This window comes from Flavobacterium granuli (assembly GCF_031456055.1).
Taxonomy (GTDB): domain Bacteria; phylum Bacteroidota; class Bacteroidia; order Flavobacteriales; family Flavobacteriaceae; genus Flavobacterium; species Flavobacterium granuli_A.
This window is the reverse complement of the sequence record NZ_JAVDTX010000001.1, coordinates 803,029-819,803: the sequence shown is the minus strand read 5'-3', so window position 1 is coordinate 819,803 and position 16,775 is coordinate 803,029. Positions and strand designations below refer to the sequence as shown.

Here is a 16,775-nt window from a genome sequence, read left to right as displayed (position 1 = left end):
TAGTTTTAGGATTGTTTTTGAAGATATAAAATTATAAAAAAATATTTATATAAGTATAATTTTTCGGACAAATTATTTTTTTTTAACAGTTTATAGTGCAAACTGGAATTGGATTCATCTTGTGTTGGTTGCTCTGATTAAGCTTTGTATAAATTCGTAGAACTTCTTTTTCGCGTTCTGTAATTGTTTCTGCGTTTGCTTCAGATTCGGTTAAGAGCATTGCCCATTCCAATTCATCATAACTGGCTCCTAATTGATCCTCGTCTGATCGATCATCTCCAAATAAACCATCGGTTGGAGCGGCTGTTAAAATAGAGTTTGGGATTTTTAGATAGGTTCCCAATTGATATACTTCAGACTTCATTAAATCGGCAATTGGACTCAAATCTACTCCACCATCACCATATTTAGTATAAAATCCTACTCCAAAATCTTCTACTTTATTTCCAGTCCCCGCGACTAATAAACCATGTATTCCTGCAAAATAGTATAAAGTTGTCATGCGTAAACGTGCGCGAGTATTGGCAAGTGACAAATTTACGACACTTTCATTATCAGTTGTAGGAACTGCATTTTTGAATGTTTCAAAAACTGAAGTTAAGTCGGCTACAGCATTGGTTACATTAGGGAATCTACTTTTTAATTGCTCAATATGTTCCTTGGCTCTTGAAACCTGACTTGGTGCTTGGTGGATTGGCATTTCAACACATAATACTTTCAAACCTGTTTGAGCACAAAGTGTTGAGGTTACTGCTGAATCTACTCCGCCAGATATTCCAATTACAAATCCATTAACTTTCGAATTTTCAGCATAGCTTTTTAGCCATTCAACAATATGTGTATTAACTTTTTCGATTTGGAGGGTTCTTTTTTTAGTCATAATAGTTTAAGTTTTAAAAAGCAGGGATGTATATTTGCAAAAAAAATAAGTGTATTGTTTTTCGGAATTCCTTTTGAAACAAATTTAAATAAAATAATGCAATTGGATAGAGGATGTTTGGTTTAGGTTGAAAAAGCCTATGAAGATTTGAGGATTATTGTTTAAACCTGTCGAGAAACTGATAAAAAATTAAAATAACATGAAATTATTTCTCTTAACGATAGTTAGTAGTTTGCTTTTATTGTCTTGTGGTCAAAAAAGTAAAGTTGAAAAAGCTATCGAAGAAACACCTGTAGAAGCTATTAAGGTTGAACGGTTTGATAAACAGTTCTTTGAAACTGCTCCAGGAGATTTGTCAAAATTGAAAAAACAATATCCTTATTTCTTCTCTCCCCAGATTAATGATACCGTTTGGACAAATAAAATGACGGCTCCTATTTGGAGAGAAGTATATGCCGAAGTTGAAAAAAAGTATCCTACATCGGAAGGGATTCAAAATGAGGTAGAAGCTTTAGTTCAGCATATGAAATATTATTTCCCTAAGACAAAAACTCCTAAAGTAATTACGTTGATTTCAGATATGGATTATACGAATAAAGCGATTTACGCAGATTCTTTAGTTATAATTTCATTAGAATTGTATTTGGGTAAGGATCATAAGTTTTATACTTTTCCAAAATATATTAAACAAAATTTTGAAGAAAGACAAATGATGCCTGATGTAGTGAAGAGTTTTTCATTAGGAAAAATTGCTCCTCCAATGGATAAAAACTTGTTGTCCCAAATGATTTATTTTGGAAAACAGCTCTATTTAAAAGATCTTTTGTTGCCAGAATACAGTGATGCCGAAAAAATGGGATATACTCCAGAGCAAATTGTCTGGTGCCAAGAAAATGAAAGTTATATATGGCGCTATTTTATTGAAAGAGAAATGCTTTTTAGCGATGAGCAAAAGTTGACTTCTCGTTTTATTGATCCAGCTCCTTTTTCAAAATTTTATTTAGAAATTGATAATGATTCTCCAGGACAAATAGGTTCATGGATTGGCTGGCAAATTGTTAAGTCTTATATGGTAAATAATGATGTTACGGTAGATCAGTTGTTAAAAACGGATGCCAAAGAAATTTTCGAAAAATCAAAATACAAACCCAAGAAATAATGTCAAATAAAAATACCTCAGAAATTAAATTTTTAGTCGAATTGGATGAAAACCGCGTTCCAGAAAAGCTTTTTTGGACTGCAAAAGATGGAGGAGTGGAGCTATCGGAATCAAAAGCAATTATGCTTAATGTGTGGGATAGCAAAGCCAAGGAAAGCATGCGCATCGATTTGTGGACTAAAGAAATGCCTGTAGATGAAATGAAAATTTTCTTCCATCAAACCTTAGTGGCTATGGCTGATACTTTCAAAAGAGCGACTAATGATGAGAAAATGTCGGATACGATGTTGGACTTTTGTGATTATTTTGCAGAGAAACTAGAATTGAAGAAATAGTTTTTTGTCAAATAATTAGGAATTATAAAAAATCCCAAAACTATCAGGAAAATATAGTTTTGGGATTTTTTTATATGTTATAAAGTCTTTTTAGAATTCTGAATTATTTTTAAAGACTTCTTGATTTACGTCGTCTATATAACTTAATAGTTCTTCTTTTCCAGTTGATTCTGTCGCTGAAGTAACAAAGTATTGTGGCATTTCGGCCCAGTTGTTGGCAAACATTTGTTTTTTGTAAGCTGCAATGTGGGAATCGATTTTTACTTTACTGATTTTATCAGCTTTGGTGAAAATAATGCAAAAAGGAATTTCACTTTCTCCCATGTACGACATGAATTCAATGTCGATTGTCTGTGCTTCATGACGAATGTCAATCAAAACAAAAGCGCAAACCAACTGCTCTCTTGTCTCAAAATAATCGGTGATGAATTCTTGAAATATGGATTTTGTTTTTTTGGAAACTTTAGCATAGCCATAACCAGGTAAATCAACAAGAAACCAATTGTTATTGATCAAAAAGTGATTGATTAGTTGCGTTTTTCCGGGTCTTCCAGATGTTTTTGCCAATTTTTTTTGATTGGTCAACATATTAATTAATGATGACTTCCCAACATTGGAACGACCAATAAAAGCATATTCTGGCAAAAAGTCCTTTGGACATTTGCTCACATCTGAGTTACTTATTACGAATTCGGCAGTATTAATTTTCATGTTTTTGGGTGTAAAATTCTCCTTTTCGATTAGTGTTCAGATAAGTGAGTGTGGGTAAGCCAGTCCTCAAGGTGTTTGTTGAATTCCTCTGGTTGCTCCATCATGGCGGCGTGGCCACATTTGTCAATCCAGTATAAAGTGGAATTAGGTAGTAATCTATGGAATTCATCTGCTACATCTGGAGGGGTAACTTGATCGTTTTTCCCCCAAATAATACAGGTTTGCACGTGCATTTTTGGTAAATCTTTAGCCATATTGTGACGAATTGCACTTTTGGCAATAGTCAAAGTCTTGATTAATTTTATGCGGTCATTTACTGTAGCATATACTTCGTCAATAAGTTCTGGTGTCGCTATTTTTGGGTCGTAAAATACATCTTCGGCTTTTTTCTTGATGTATTCGTAGTCGCCTCTTTTTGGGTAACTATCTCCCATGGCGCTTTCGTATAATCCTGAACTTCCAGTAATTACAAGTCCGGATACTTTTTCAGGAAACATTTTGGTATGGTATAATGCAATATGTCCTCCAAGAGAATTTCCTAAAAGAATGACTCTGTCTAATTTTTTGTAAGTAATGAAGTTTTTTACATAGACTGCAAAACTCTTCACATTCGTTTTTAATATGTTTTGAGTGTAAATAGGCAAATCGGGGATGATGATTCTGTATCCTTTATTAGAAAAGTAACTAGCCACAGCGTCAAAATTGCTAAGTCCCCCCATTAAACCATGTAAGATGACAATCGGAATTCCTTCGCCTGCTTCGTAATATCCGTATTTGCCTTCTTTTTTATAGTATTTTTCCATGTTTTAAATGACAATTTTCAATTTTTCACAAATATAGGGTTTATAAAATTAAAAAGAATTTTAGCAGCTATTTTTTAACCTTTTATTGTCTCAATTAAAAATAAAGAATTTTAGAGGGTGTTTTGCTAGTTTTTTAACGAATGAATAGCAGAATTTTTAGGCTTTTAAGAGTGTGTTTTAATAATCAAAAATGAAGGCTTTTTAACAAAACACAATCTTTCTTACAAATAATGGATGTGTAAGCTAATGTTCTGATTGTCTATAAACTAAGCGTTTTTGGTTGAAAGTGGTTAAACTTATTAACAAAGTGGTATATTGTGGTAAAATGTGGTAAAATTTTATATATTTTTGCTTTATACAATAAACACTATTTACTTGGACGCAATTATAGGGACATATGAGTGTAAAGTCGATGCAAAAGGACGGGTTTTATTACCTGCTCCTTTAAAAAAGCAACTGGCTTCCTCGCTTCAAAACGGTTTTGTTTTGAAGCGTTCTGTATTTCAGCCTTGTTTGGAATTGTATCCTATGGAAGAGTGGGATTTGATGATGAAAAAAATCAACAAACTTAACCGATTTGTAAAAAAGAACAATGACTTTATTCGTCGTTTCACTGCTGGAGTAAAAGTAGTAGAGATTGATGCATTGGGTAGGTTATTGGTTCCTAAGGATTTAGTGGTTTTTGCGAGTATTGATAAAGATGTGGTTTTTTCTTCTGCAGTTAATATTGTGGAAATTTGGGATAAGGATTTGTATGAGAAATCGATAGACGGTGCAGATGTTGATTTTGCGGATTTAGCCGAAGAAGTAATGGGTAATTTAAATGACGACGACAATGGAATATCATAATCCAGTATTGCTACATCCTACGGTAGATGGCTTGAATATTAATCCAGACGGAGTTTATGTGGATGTAACTTTTGGCGGCGGCGGTCATTCAAAGGAAATATTGAGTAGGCTGGGGCCAAATGGTAAATTGTTTGCCTTTGACCAAGATGAGGATGCTTTAGCGAATGCTTTGCCTGATGAAAGATTTACTCTTATTAATGAAAATTTTAGATTCATAAAAAGATTTTTGCGTTTTTATGGTATAAAAGAAGTTGATGGTATTTTGGGTGATTTGGGAGTTTCTTCCCATCAGTTTGATGTAGCTGAAAGAGGCTTTTCAACTCGATTTGATGCTGAACTGGATATGAGAATGAGTCAGAAAAATGATTTGAATGCATATCGAGTTGTGAATGAATATGATGATGTTAATTTGAGAAGAGTTTTCTTGGATTATGGAGAATTGAAAAATGCACCAGCTTTGGCAAGAACAATTGTAGAGGCTAGAGAGCATCAATTAATCAAAACCACAGATGAATTAAAAGAAGTCTTGGCTAAATATTTGCCTGAAAGAGTTCGAAATAAAATATTGGCTCAAATCTATCAGGCGATTCGTATTGAAGTGAATCAGGAAATGGATGTTTTGAAAGAGTTTTTGGAACAGTCCCTTGAAATCTTGAAACCAGGTGGGAGATTGAGTGTGATTTCTTATCATTCATTAGAAGATAGATTAGTAAAAAGATTCATAAAAAATGGAATGTTCGAAGGGGAACCAGAACGAGATTTTTATGGAAATTTTTCGGTTCCTTTTAAGACTATCGGAAAATTAATTGTTCCTGATAACGAAGAAATCAAAATAAACAACAGAGCTAGAAGTGCTAAATTGAGAATTGCTGAGAAAAAGTAATAAAATGAAAGGTGGAATTTATAACATATTAAAAGCACAGTTTCTTATAGACGATAATGCAGTCAAAAATTGGCGTTTTATTGTCTTTGTGATTTTACTTGCTATAATAATGATTGCAAATACACAACGTTACGAACAAAAAGTATTTAAGATTGTTGAGTTGACCAATAAAGTAAAAGAGTTGCGTTCTGAATTTGTAGACAGACGTTCTGAGCTGATGAAACTCAAAATGGAATCCACGGTTTCGGCAAAAATGGAAGAAAAACAAATTTTTCCATCAACCGTTCCTCCAGTTAAAATAGAAGTTAAAAAACCCGAAGAGAAAAATTTCTTAGAAAGAATATGGCAGTAGAAGATAAATATATATCCTATAGAACCTACTTGGTTGCCTTTTTCATCTTTTTGATGGCAATAGCTATTGCTGTGAAGTTAACTAATATTCAATGGGTGGATGGAGATCATTACAGAGAATTAGCCAAAGAAAGAACGGTGAAAAATTTTGTTATTCCTGCCAATAAAGGGAATATCTATTCTGCTGATGGAAGTCTTTTGGCAACTTCAATTCCTAATTATGCAATTCGTTTTGATGCTGTAGCTCCGAAAACAGAAACTTTTGAAAAAAATGTAAAATTGCTTTCTGATTCATTGGGTTTGATACTCAAAAAATCTAGTAGTACTATCCAAAATGAACTTAGGAGAGCAAGAGCACATAAAAACAGATATTTTTTAGTAGCTCAAGGTTTGAGTTTTACCGAATATATGAAAATCAAAGGATTTCCATTATTTAATTTGGGAGCTTATAAAGGCGGAATTATAATTGAGCAAAAAACAGTTAGGGAGCATCCAATTGGACTAATAGCTCAACGTAGTATAGGTTATGAAAGAAAAATGCCTGAAGGGTATTCTGATGGTAAAGGAATCGAGTGGGCATATCGTCAATACCTTAACGGGAAAGATGGTAAAATATTAAAACAAAAAATTGCTAAAGGGCAGTGGAAACCTATTCGTGATGTAAACGAAGTGGAACCTCAAGATGGTTATGATGTTATCTCAACAATAGATGTTTACATTCAGGATATTGCACATCATGCTTTATTGAAACAATTGGAAGAATATGAAGCAGATCATGGTTGTGTAGTTGTTATGGAAACTAAGACAGGTCATGTAAAAGCGATTTCAAATCTAGGAAGAGCAACTGATGGTAGTTATTATGAAACTACAAATTATGCGTATGCAGAATCCCATGAGCCAGGATCTACTTTCAAATTGGTTGATTTGATGGCAATACTGGATGATAAAGTGGCTGATACCAGTACTGTTTATGATAGTCATGGAGGTGTAGTTATTTATTCAGGACGCAAGGTAAGAGATTCTCATGAAGGGGGTTACGGTAAAATATCGTTAGCCCGTGGTTTTGAAGTTTCATCTAATACGGTAATGGTTCAAGCGGTGTATGATAATTACAAAAACAATCCTACGAAGTTTGTGAATCATATAAACTCTTATGGATTAAATAAGAAATTGGGATTGGCTTTTCAGGGTGAAGGAAAACCTTTCATTCCACAACCAAGTGATAAAAATTGGTCTAACGTTTCACTTCCATGGATGGCTTATGGATATGGAGTTTCGGTTACACCACTGCAAACACTGACATTATATAATGCTGTTGCTAATAATGGGGTGATGGTGAAACCGATGGTGGTTTCAGAAATTAAAGCATGGAATAAAAGCATTAAAAAATACGATACAGAGGTAATGAATCCAAGGATTTGTTCGCCAGAGACATTAAGAAAAGTTAAGGCAGTTTTGGCTAATGTGGTAAAAAAAGGAACGGCTTCCAAATTATATTCTAAAGATTTTTCCATGGCTGGTAAAACAGGAACCGCGGCAATGAATTATGCCAAGAATGGAGGGATAGATAAGTATTACGCATCTTCATTTGTAGGTTATTTTCCAGCGGATAAGCCTAAATATTCTTGTATAGTGGTGGTTCACAAACCTAATACTGCCAAAAATAATTATTATGGAGCCGATGTTGCTGGGCCAGTTTTTAAAAGAATTGCCCAAAAAATATTTACCGATACTCCTTCTACTAATGTGATTAAAAAATTAGATAATCCTAATCCAAAGCAAGACAGCAATTATAACACTTATTATGTTAAAATGCAAAAAAAGCAAAATTCTATTCCTAATGTAAAAGGAATGTCAGGAATGGATGCGGTTGCTTTATTGGAGAATTTGGGTTTAAAGGTTAAAGCTGTTGGAGTTGGAAAAGTGAAAAAACAATCTATACAAGCAGGGCAGAGTATTGTAAAAAATTCATCAATTCTATTGGAATTATCATGAGTATACTAAAAGACATATTATATAAAGTAGCGATAGAATCTGTAACCGGTTCTACTGAAATTGCTATAAATCAATTGAATTTTGATTCTAGAAAAGTCGAAAAAAATGATGTATTTATAGCGATTCGTGGGACTATTTCAGATGGACATGATTTTATCGAAAAAGCAATTGGACTTGGAGCTGCAGCGGTTATTTGTGATACACTTCCAACGAGCTTAATAAATGGTGTGACTTATGTATGCGTGAAAGATACCAATGCAGCTTTGGCTTTTATGGCTGCTAATTTTTATGGAAATCCATCACAAAAATTACAATTGGTTGGTATTACAGGGACTAATGGCAAAACAACTATAGCTTCTTTGTTGTGTCAACTGTTTAAGAAAGCTGGTTTTAAAGTTGGTTTGCTTTCAACGGTTAAGATTTTAGTGGATGATATTGAATATAAAGCAACCCACACAACTCCGGATTCGATAACCATAAATCATTATCTAAATGAGATGGTTGATGCAGGTGTTGAATACTGTTTTATGGAAGTTAGTTCGCATGGGATTCATCAAAAGCGGACCGAAGCTTTGCATTTTAGAGGTGGAATTTTTACTAATTTATCTCATGATCATTTGGATTACCATCCTACGTTTGCAGAATATAGAGATGTAAAAAAATCTTTTTTTGATCATTTGCCAAGTGGTGCTTTTGCCCTTACTAATATTGACGATAAAAACGGGCAGGTAATGCTTCAAAACACCTCTGCCAAAAAACTTTCTTACGCTTTAAAAACCTATTCTGATTACAAAGCTCAAATTCTGGAAAATCAATTATCTGGATTACTATTAAAAATAAACGGCAATGAAGTTTGGGTCAAATTAATTGGAACTTTTAATGCTTACAATCTGTTGGCAATATATGGAACGGCAGTAGAATTAGGGTTAGACAGTTTGGAAGTACTTCGATTGATGTCTGAATTGGAAAGCGTTTCTGGGCGATTCCAATATATTGTTTCTAATACGAATATAACGGCTATAGTTGATTATGCTCATACGCCAGATGCACTCGAAAATGTTTTGAGTACCATAAACGATGTGCGAACCAATAACGAACAATTAATAACAGTTGTGGGTTGTGGTGGAAATAGAGATACTGCAAAACGACCTGTTATGGCCAATATTGCTTCAGAATTGAGTGATAAAGTAATTTTGACTTCCGATAATCCTAGAAACGAGGAACCAGAAGCCATTATTCAAGAAATGGAAAAAGGGATTCAAGCTCAAAATTTCAAAAAAGTTTTGTCGATTACAGATAGATTGCAAGCGATTAAAACAGCTTGTCAATTGGCACAGCCAAATGATATTATATTGATTGCTGGTAAAGGACACGAAACCTATCAGGAAATCAAAGGGGTACGTCATGATTTTGATGATATGAAAAATGTAAAAGAGATTTTAGATCAATTAGGAAAATAATAGTTTAATCGGTTATTTGTTTATTCGTTTAACCGGATATTAAAAGACCTAACGATTACACAAATTAACGATTAACCAAATAAACAAAGAGATATGCTATACTACTTATTTCAATATTTAGACAAAGTAATGGATGTTCCTGGTACAGGGGTTTTTCAATACATCACCTTTAGATCATCCTTAGCATTGATGTTGTCATTGTTATTGTCTACCATTTATGGAAAACGCATAATTGGTTTTTTAAGTAGACAGCAAGTAGGGGAAACAGTTCGTGAATTAGGATTGGCTGGTCAAAATGAAAAAGCGGGTACGCCAACAATGGGAGGTATCATTATCATATTTGCAACTTTAGTTCCTGTGGTGCTTTTTGCAAAATTACATAATATCTATATTGTTTTATTGATTGTTACCACCTTGTGGATGGGAACAATTGGTTTTATTGATGATTATATTAAGATTTTCAAAAAAGACAAACAAGGACTTAAAGGGATCTTTAAAGTATTTGGTCAAGTTGGATTAGGAGTTATCGTAGGGTCAGTTTTGTATTTCAGTCCTGCTGTTACTGTTAGAACCGATACTGGAAAGGTTGATATTTTTAAACAAACGACAGAAACCGTAGTTCAACCAGTTTCATTAGAAGAAAAATCAACTGCAACTACAATTCCTTTTTTTAAAAATAATGAATTTGATTACGCTGAGCTTTTAGCTTGGACAGGTGAAGGGTACGAAAAATGGGCTTGGTTGGTATTTATTCCTATAGTGATTTTTATTATTACTGCCGTTTCAAACGGAGCCAATCTAACTGATGGTATTGACGGTTTGGCTGCAGGTACTTCAGCCGTTTCAGTTTTTGCGTTAGCTATTTTCACGTTCGTTTCGGGGAATATTATTTTCTCAAACTATCTGAATATAATGTATATACCTCATTCAGGAGAGATGACCGTTTTTATAGCTTCATTTCTGGGAGCTTTGATTGGTTTTCTTTGGTACAACTCATATCCAGCTTCCGTTTTTATGGGAGATACAGGAAGTTTAACTATTGGGGGAATTATTGCGGTACTGGCAATTGCTGTTCGAAAAGAAATGCTTATTCCTTTACTGTGTGGAATATTTTTGGTAGAAAATTTCTCTGTTGTTTTACAAGTAAGCTATTTTAAATATACCAAAAAACGCTTTGGCGAAGGACGAAGGATTTTTCTAATGTCGCCGTTACATCATCACTATCAAAAGAAAGGATATCATGAAAGTAAAATAGTGACGCGGTTTTGGGTAGTAGCTATAATGCTGGCCATTTTGTCAATTGTTACACTGAAATTGAGATAATATGAGGCTAGTGATTTTAGGCGGAGGAGAAAGTGGTGTAGGTACTGCTATTCTCGGTAAGAAAAAAGGATATGATGTTTTTGTATCTGATTTCGGAAAGATAAAAGATAGTTATAAAGAGGTGTTAATTATAAATGGCATCGCTTGGGAAGAGGGAAAACATACTGAGGATTTAGTTTTGAATGCAGATTTGGTTATGAAAAGCCCCGGTATTCCTGATAAATCACCAATTGTTAAGCAATTAAAAACTAAAGGCATTGCTGTAATCTCCGAGATTGAATTTGCAGCTCCTTTTACAAAGGCTCTTACGGTCGGGATAACAGGTAGTAACGGGAAAACAACTACTACAATGCTTACTCATCATTTGTTAAAAACAGCAGGTTTGAATGTAGGATTGGCTGGAAATGTTGGTAAAAGTTTCGCTTGGCAGGTCGCAGATAATAATTATGATTTTTATGTGATAGAGTTGAGTAGTTTTCAGTTGGATGGAATTGTGGATTATAGACCGGACATAGCAATAATAACGAATATTAGTCCTGATCATTTAGATCGATATGATTACAAATATCAAAATTATATAGAGTCTAAGTTTCGTATCACGATGAATCAAACAGAGGAAGATTTCCTTATTTATGATGCAAATGATGAAGCCATTTTAGAATGGTTGAGTAAAAATAAAGTTAAAGCCCAATTAATTCCTTTTTCGTTAACCGACGAATTTACTGAAGGAGCTTATATAAAAAACAACAAAATGGAAGTAAAGATCAATCACGAAGAGTTTACAATGGACACAGAGCACATTGCATTAGAAGGGAAACATAATTTAAAAAATGCTATGGCGGCGACTTCTGTTGCAAAAATTTTGCAAATAAGAAAAGAAACGATTCGTGAAAGTTTGTCTAATTTTCAAGGTGTTGAACATCGTTTGGAAAAAGTATTGAAGATCCAAAATGTTCAATATATCAATGATTCAAAAGCTACCAATGTAAATTCAGTATTTTTCGCTTTAGATAGTATGAACACACCTACTGTTTGGATTGTTGGGGGAGTTGATAAAGGAAATGATTATCATGAATTAATGTCTTTAGTTCGTGAAAAAGTAAAAGCAATTGTTTGTTTAGGAGTTGATAATAAAAAAATCATTGATGCCTTTGGTAACGTGGTTGATATAATGGTTGAAGTAACGAGTATGAATGAAGCTGTTCGTATGGCTCAACGTTTATCTGAAAAAGGTGATACAGTGTTACTATCACCAGCGTGTGCTAGTTTTGATTTGTTTGAAAGCTATGAAGACAGAGGAAAACAATTCAAACAAGCAGTTAAAAATCTATAAATTGAAGTTTTTAGAAAATTGATTTCAATTGAAATTAAATGTAAAATCTTAATTCTAAAATTTAAAAATGAAAGAACTAATTAACAAGCTAAAAGGAGATAAAGGCATTTGGTCATTCGTGGCCTTATTGGGCCTGTTTTCTTTTATGCCAGTTTTTAGTGCAAGTAGTAATTTGGCTTATTTGGGTCATGGTACTGGGAATACATTAGGTTATTTGGTAAAACATTTTGCCCATATCTGCATTGGTTTTTTAATTATTTATTGGGTTCATAAAATTCCGTATCATTATTTTAGAGCCATTTCCAAAGCTGGATTGCCTATAGTTTGGCTTTTATTGGCTTATACTTTGATAAAAGGGACAGTGATTGCTGGTGCCAATGCCAGTCGATGGATTCAGATTCCTTTTATTGGATTGTCGTTTCAAACATCAACATTAGCGGCAATCATGTTGTTCATTTTTGTTGCTCGTTATTTGTCTAAAACCAGAGAAACACCAATAACATTTAAGTCTTCTTTATGGGAGCTGTGGACTCCGGTTTTTATAACTTTAATGTTTATTCTGCCAGCCAATTTTTCTACCACGGCTTTGATTTTTTCAATGATACTTATGCTTGCTTTTGTTGGTAGATATCCTTTGAAGTACATCTTTTTTATCATAGGTTCTGGAGTTGTGATTTTGACTTTGTTTTTTTTAATGTCAAAAGCTTTTCCTGAATCTAAATTTTTTAGCAGAGTAGGAACATGGCAAAGTCGTATTGAGAATTTCACTACTGATAAAGCTGATGAAGATGATTATCAAATAGAAAAGGCTAAAATTGCTATTGCTTCAGGGCAAATATATGGTTTGGGACCTGGAAAAAGTGTTCAGAAGAATTTCTTGCCACAGTCTTCTTCCGATTTCATTTATGCTATTATTGTTGAAGAATATGGACTTGTAGGAGGTTTGGGAGTCTTAATTTTGTATCTACTTTTATTATTCCGATTTGTAGTCGCCTCCCATAAAGCAAACACGCTTTTTGGGAAATTGGTGGTGATAGGTTTAGGGTTTCCAATGATTTTTCAAGCGATGATTAACATGGCGGTTGCTGTAGAGTTATTGCCAGTTACCGGACAAACATTGCCTTTGATAAGTAGTGGTGGTAGTTCGATTTGGATGACTTGTTTTGGACTCGGAATTATTTTGAGCGTGACCAAAAAAGACGAAGAAATTGCACAAGAAAAATTAGAAAAAGAAAAAAGAGAAGAAATACTTCAAAAACTTATAGATAGAGAATTGGAAGCAGATCTTGAGGAAGCAGATTTTAAAAATGTAAATGACAATTTTGACGCAAGCAATTATTCGATTACGGATAATTCAAAGAATCCAATGGATGCAGTGTTAAAATAATTGGGTTTATTAGATTTTATAAATAATAAAGTTCGTTTCGATTTAGTACTAAAAGAAGCAACTTAGAAATTTTTTCAAAATGGCAAAACATAGATTTATCTTGAGTGGAGGAGGTACTGGAGGACACATTTATCCAGCGATTGCGATTGCAAACGAATTAGAGTCTCGTTTTCCCGATGCTGAAATTTTGTTCGTTGGTGCCAAAGACAAAATGGAAATGCAAAAAGTGCCTCAAGCAGGTTATAAAATAAAAGGTCTTTGGATTGCTGGTTTACAAAGAAAACTAACAATTCAAAATGCAATGTTCCTATTTAAATTATTGAATAGTTTATGGGAATCCAGAAAAATTATAAAAAAATTCCAACCGGATGTTGTTATTGGGACTGGAGGATTTGCGAGCGGACCATTGTTGAAAATGGCTAATAGTATGAATATTCCAACCGTAATCCAAGAACAAAACTCTTATCCGGGAATTACGAATAAACTTTTAAGTAAAAAAGCTAACAGCATTTGTGTTGCTTATGATCATTTGGAACGGTTTTTTCCAGAAGACAAAATAATTTTGACAGGAAATCCAGTTCGTCAAGATTTATTGGATATTCAAGACAAAAGAAAAGAAGCTATAGAATATTTTAATTTGGATTCAACCAAAAAAACGTTACTGGTTCTTGGTGGTAGTCTTGGAGCCAGAAGAATTAATCAATTGATCGAAAAAGAATTAGGTAATCTACTTTCTTTAAATGTTCAAGTGATATGGCAATGCGGGAAATTTTATTTGGAGGATTATAAAAAATTTAACAGACATAACGTCCAGGTAGTTGCTTTTATTGAAAGAATGGATTTGGTTTATGCTGCAGCTGATGTGGTTATTTCACGAGCTGGAGCTTCTTCTGTTTCAGAGTTGTGTATTGTTGGAAAACCTGTGATTTTTATACCGTCACCTAATGTTGCCGAGGATCACCAAACTAAAAATGCCGAAGCAATAGTGAAAAAGAAAGGAGCCATTTTGCTTAAAGAATCACAATTGGATGAAGATTTTAGCCTGGTATTCGAATCGTTGATAAAAGACCAAGGAAAGCAAGATCAATTAAGTGAAAATATTAAACTATTGGCAAAGCCAAAAGCAACAGAGCAAATAGTTGATGCAATTGTTAAGTTGATTAAAATTAGTTAATGAATCGATTAATATGTCGAATGTGTAATATGAAAGCGGATAATCCTGATAAATTAAAATAAAAATAAAATGAATTTAAGTCAAATTAAAAACGTCTATTTCATAGGAATCGGAGGCATCGGAATGAGTGCTTTGGCTCGTTATTTCAAAACTATTGGAAAACAAGTTTCTGGGTATGATAAGACACCTTCTATTCTTACCAGTGAATTGATTGAAAGTGGAATTGATATTCATTTTGAAGATAATATTAGTCTAATTCCAAGTGACTATTATGTAGAAAATACATTAGTAATAATTACTCCTGCAGTACCTGTTAAACATTCAGAGTGGAATTATTTCTTGGAAAGAGAGTATCAAGTAAAAAAGAGAGCTGAAGTTTTGGGGATTATTACTCAAGATACTTTTTGTTTTGCGGTGGCAGGAACTCATGGAAAAACAACAACTTCAAGTATTTTAGGGCATATTTTATATGAAAGCGGGGCTGATGTGACAGCTTTCATTGGAGGAATTGTTGAGAATTATGATTCTAATTTAATTGGTAACGGTAAAACAGTCACTGTTGTAGAAGCTGATGAATTTGATCGTTCCTTCTTGCATTTGCACCCAGATATTGCTTGCATTACTTCTATGGATGCCGATCATTTGGATATTTATGGAACGAGCGAGGCTATAGAAGCTTCATTTGTAGAATTTGCGAATAAAGTTGAAGATAAAAGCAAACTTTTTATAACCAATGAATTACCTCTTGAAGGGATGATTTGTGCGGTTAATGAAGAAGCAGTTTTTGAGGCCTTCAACGTAAGAATAGAAAACAGTAGTTATGTTTTTGATGTTAAAGCCCCAAACGAACTCATTAAAGATTTGCGTTTCGGATTGCCAGGCAAGCACAATTTAATGAATGCTTTAATGGCAATAGCGATGGCAATAACTTACGGCACCCCAACCGATGTTATTGCCAGAGCTTTGGTTTCCTTTAAAGGAATCAGAAGGCGTTTTTCGTATCAAATTAAAGAAGATAATTTAGTATATATTGATGATTATGCACATCATCCGACGGAAATAAATGCCGTTCATCAAGCCGTTCGAGAATTGTATCCGGGACAAAAAGTGTTAGCTGTTTTTCAGCCGCATTTATTTAGTCGAACAAGAGATTTCGTAGATAATTTCGCTAAAAGTTTATCGGCTTTTGATGAAGTCTTTTTGATGGAAATTTATCCAGCACGTGAATTGCCTATGGAAGGTGTTAATTCACAATGGCTAATGGATAAAATGACAAATGATCATAAAAAAATTGTTAGTAAAGAAGATTTGATTTCTTCCATTTTGGCTAATGATGCCAAGATTATTGTAACGATTGGCGCAGGTGATTTGGGAGAAATGGTTCCTTCAATTAAAAAAGCATTGTATGAAAGTCTTTAATTGGAATAATGTAAGGTTATTATTGATGTTTGTTTTGGTGATTTTTCTTTTTTCGTTTACATCCAAACGAAATTCTAAAAGGAAATTGACTAAATCAGAGGTGATTTTTGTAGGCGAAAACTCTCTTTATTTAAAAAACGAAACGGTTAATAAATTGTTGATAGAAAATAATTCGAATGCTAAAACCATAAGAAAAGATAGGCTAGATTTGAATAAATTGGAGCAAGTATTGAATGCTCAAGAAATGATCGAGAAGGCAGATGTGTATGTGAGTATCGATGGTGTTCTAAAAGCAGTTGTGAAACAAAAGACGCCTATAGCTAGAGTCTTTAATGATGAGGGTTCTTTCTATATTGACAGTGAAGGAGATACCATGCCTTTGTCGGCGAATTTTACAGCTCGAGTTCCACTTGTTTCTGGGGAGATAAACAAGAAAAACAACAAAGATTTATTTAAATTATTTAAGATAATTTATGATGATGCGTTTTTGAGAAAAAACATCATTGGGATACAAATTATGCCTAATGGTAGCTTATTAATGCTCAATAGAAATTATAATTATCAAATTGATTTTGGTAGTTTGATAAATGTAGAACGTAAATTCCAAAACTATAAAGCTTTTTTTCAAAAAGTAAGTTTGGATGGTTCTTTGGATAAATATAAAAAAATAGATCTCAGATTTACGGAACAAGTAGTTTGCACAAAATAATAGA

General features: G+C 33.5%; 16 protein-coding genes. 13 read left to right on the top strand and 3 right to left on the bottom strand.

Annotation, left to right across the window (positions count from 1 at the left end; genetic code table 11):
• Nucleotides 1-82: 82 nt before the first annotated feature.
• Nucleotides 83-880, bottom strand: coding sequence for an NAD(+) synthase (gene nadE, locus J2W95_RS03535; protein WP_310004006.1), 798 nt, complete (start codon nucleotides 878-880; stop codon nucleotides 83-85).
• A 199-nt stretch (nucleotides 881-1,079) separates the two neighbouring features.
• On the opposite strand from nadE, the gene gldB reads away from it, so the two are divergent.
• Together gldB and gldC are read left to right on the top strand one after the other, a co-directional pair.
• A complete protein-coding gene (gene gldB, locus J2W95_RS03530; RefSeq protein WP_310004004.1) occupies nucleotides 1,080-2,039 on the top strand; it encodes a gliding motility lipoprotein GldB in 960 nt (319 codons plus the stop codon).
• Nucleotides 2,039-2,374 carry a gliding motility protein GldC gene (gene gldC, locus J2W95_RS03525; RefSeq protein WP_111409904.1) on the top strand — a complete coding sequence of 112 codons (336 nt, stop codon included), beginning with the start codon at nucleotides 2,039-2,041 and terminating at the stop codon, nucleotides 2,372-2,374. The genes gldB and gldC overlap by 1 nt, the downstream gene beginning before the upstream one ends.
• Nucleotides 2,375-2,464: 90 nt before the next feature.
• Here the strand turns inward: gldC and yihA are convergent, their stop codons facing one another.
• Both yihA and J2W95_RS03515 read right to left on the bottom strand, forming a co-directional pair.
• Nucleotides 2,465-3,085, bottom strand: a complete 621-nt coding sequence (gene yihA / locus J2W95_RS03520) for a ribosome biogenesis GTP-binding protein YihA/YsxC (RefSeq protein WP_310003999.1) — start codon at nucleotides 3,083-3,085, stop codon at nucleotides 2,465-2,467.
• 29 nt (nucleotides 3,086-3,114) lie between these two features.
• Nucleotides 3,115-3,888, bottom strand: coding sequence for an alpha/beta fold hydrolase (locus J2W95_RS03515; RefSeq protein WP_310003998.1), 774 nt, complete (start codon nucleotides 3,886-3,888; stop codon nucleotides 3,115-3,117).
• Nucleotides 3,889-4,263: 375 nt separating this feature from the next.
• On the opposite strand from J2W95_RS03515, the gene mraZ reads away from it, so the two are divergent.
• From mraZ to J2W95_RS03460, 11 genes are all read left to right on the top strand, one after another.
• A complete protein-coding gene (gene mraZ, locus J2W95_RS03510) occupies nucleotides 4,264-4,737 on the top strand; it encodes a division/cell wall cluster transcriptional repressor MraZ (protein ID WP_310003996.1) in 474 nt (157 codons plus the stop codon).
• Entirely contained in the window at nucleotides 4,712-5,620 is a 909-nt protein-coding gene (rsmH, locus tag J2W95_RS03505) for a 16S rRNA (cytosine(1402)-N(4))-methyltransferase RsmH (RefSeq protein WP_310003994.1), read from the top strand. The genes mraZ and rsmH overlap by 26 nt, the downstream gene beginning before the upstream one ends.
• Nucleotides 5,621-5,624: 4 nt before the next feature.
• Complete coding sequence (locus tag J2W95_RS03500; protein ID WP_310003992.1) at nucleotides 5,625-5,972, top strand: FtsL-like putative cell division protein; 348 nt, start codon at nucleotides 5,625-5,627, stop codon at nucleotides 5,970-5,972.
• Entirely contained in the window at nucleotides 5,963-7,966 is a 2,004-nt protein-coding gene (locus J2W95_RS03495; RefSeq protein WP_310003990.1) for a penicillin-binding protein, read from the top strand. Before J2W95_RS03500 ends, J2W95_RS03495 begins: the two co-directional genes overlap by 10 nt.
• Nucleotides 7,963-9,426 (top strand): UDP-N-acetylmuramoyl-L-alanyl-D-glutamate--2,6-diaminopimelate ligase, encoded by a 1,464-nt coding sequence (locus J2W95_RS03490; protein WP_310003988.1) that lies wholly within the window; start codon nucleotides 7,963-7,965, stop codon nucleotides 9,424-9,426. Before J2W95_RS03495 ends, J2W95_RS03490 begins: the two co-directional genes overlap by 4 nt.
• 93 nt (nucleotides 9,427-9,519) lie before the next feature.
• Nucleotides 9,520-10,749 carry a phospho-N-acetylmuramoyl-pentapeptide-transferase gene (gene mraY, locus J2W95_RS03485; RefSeq protein WP_310003985.1) on the top strand — a complete coding sequence of 410 codons (1,230 nt, stop codon included), beginning with the start codon at nucleotides 9,520-9,522 and terminating at the stop codon, nucleotides 10,747-10,749.
• A 1-nt stretch (nucleotide 10,750) separates the two neighbouring features.
• A complete protein-coding gene (murD, locus tag J2W95_RS03480) occupies nucleotides 10,751-12,082 on the top strand; it encodes a UDP-N-acetylmuramoyl-L-alanine--D-glutamate ligase (RefSeq protein ID WP_310003983.1) in 1,332 nt (443 codons plus the stop codon).
• A 67-nt stretch (nucleotides 12,083-12,149) separates the two neighbouring features.
• On the top strand, nucleotides 12,150-13,469 hold the full coding sequence (locus tag J2W95_RS03475; protein ID WP_310003981.1) for an FtsW/RodA/SpoVE family cell cycle protein: 1,320 nt from the start codon (nucleotides 12,150-12,152) through the stop codon (nucleotides 13,467-13,469).
• A 79-nt stretch (nucleotides 13,470-13,548) separates the two neighbouring features.
• The gene (gene murG, locus J2W95_RS03470; protein ID WP_310003979.1) at nucleotides 13,549-14,643 is read left to right on the top strand and encodes an undecaprenyldiphospho-muramoylpentapeptide beta-N-acetylglucosaminyltransferase; all 1,095 of its coding nucleotides are present in this window, start codon (nucleotides 13,549-13,551) and stop codon (nucleotides 14,641-14,643) included.
• Nucleotides 14,644-14,712: 69 nt separating this feature from the next.
• Nucleotides 14,713-16,062, top strand: a complete 1,350-nt coding sequence (gene murC / locus J2W95_RS03465; RefSeq protein ID WP_310003977.1) for a UDP-N-acetylmuramate--L-alanine ligase — start codon at nucleotides 14,713-14,715, stop codon at nucleotides 16,060-16,062.
• The gene (locus J2W95_RS03460) at nucleotides 16,049-16,771 is read left to right on the top strand and encodes a cell division protein FtsQ/DivIB (RefSeq protein ID WP_310003975.1); all 723 of its coding nucleotides are present in this window, start codon (nucleotides 16,049-16,051) and stop codon (nucleotides 16,769-16,771) included. Before murC ends, J2W95_RS03460 begins: the two co-directional genes overlap by 14 nt.
• Nucleotides 16,772-16,775: the final 4 nt, after the last annotated feature.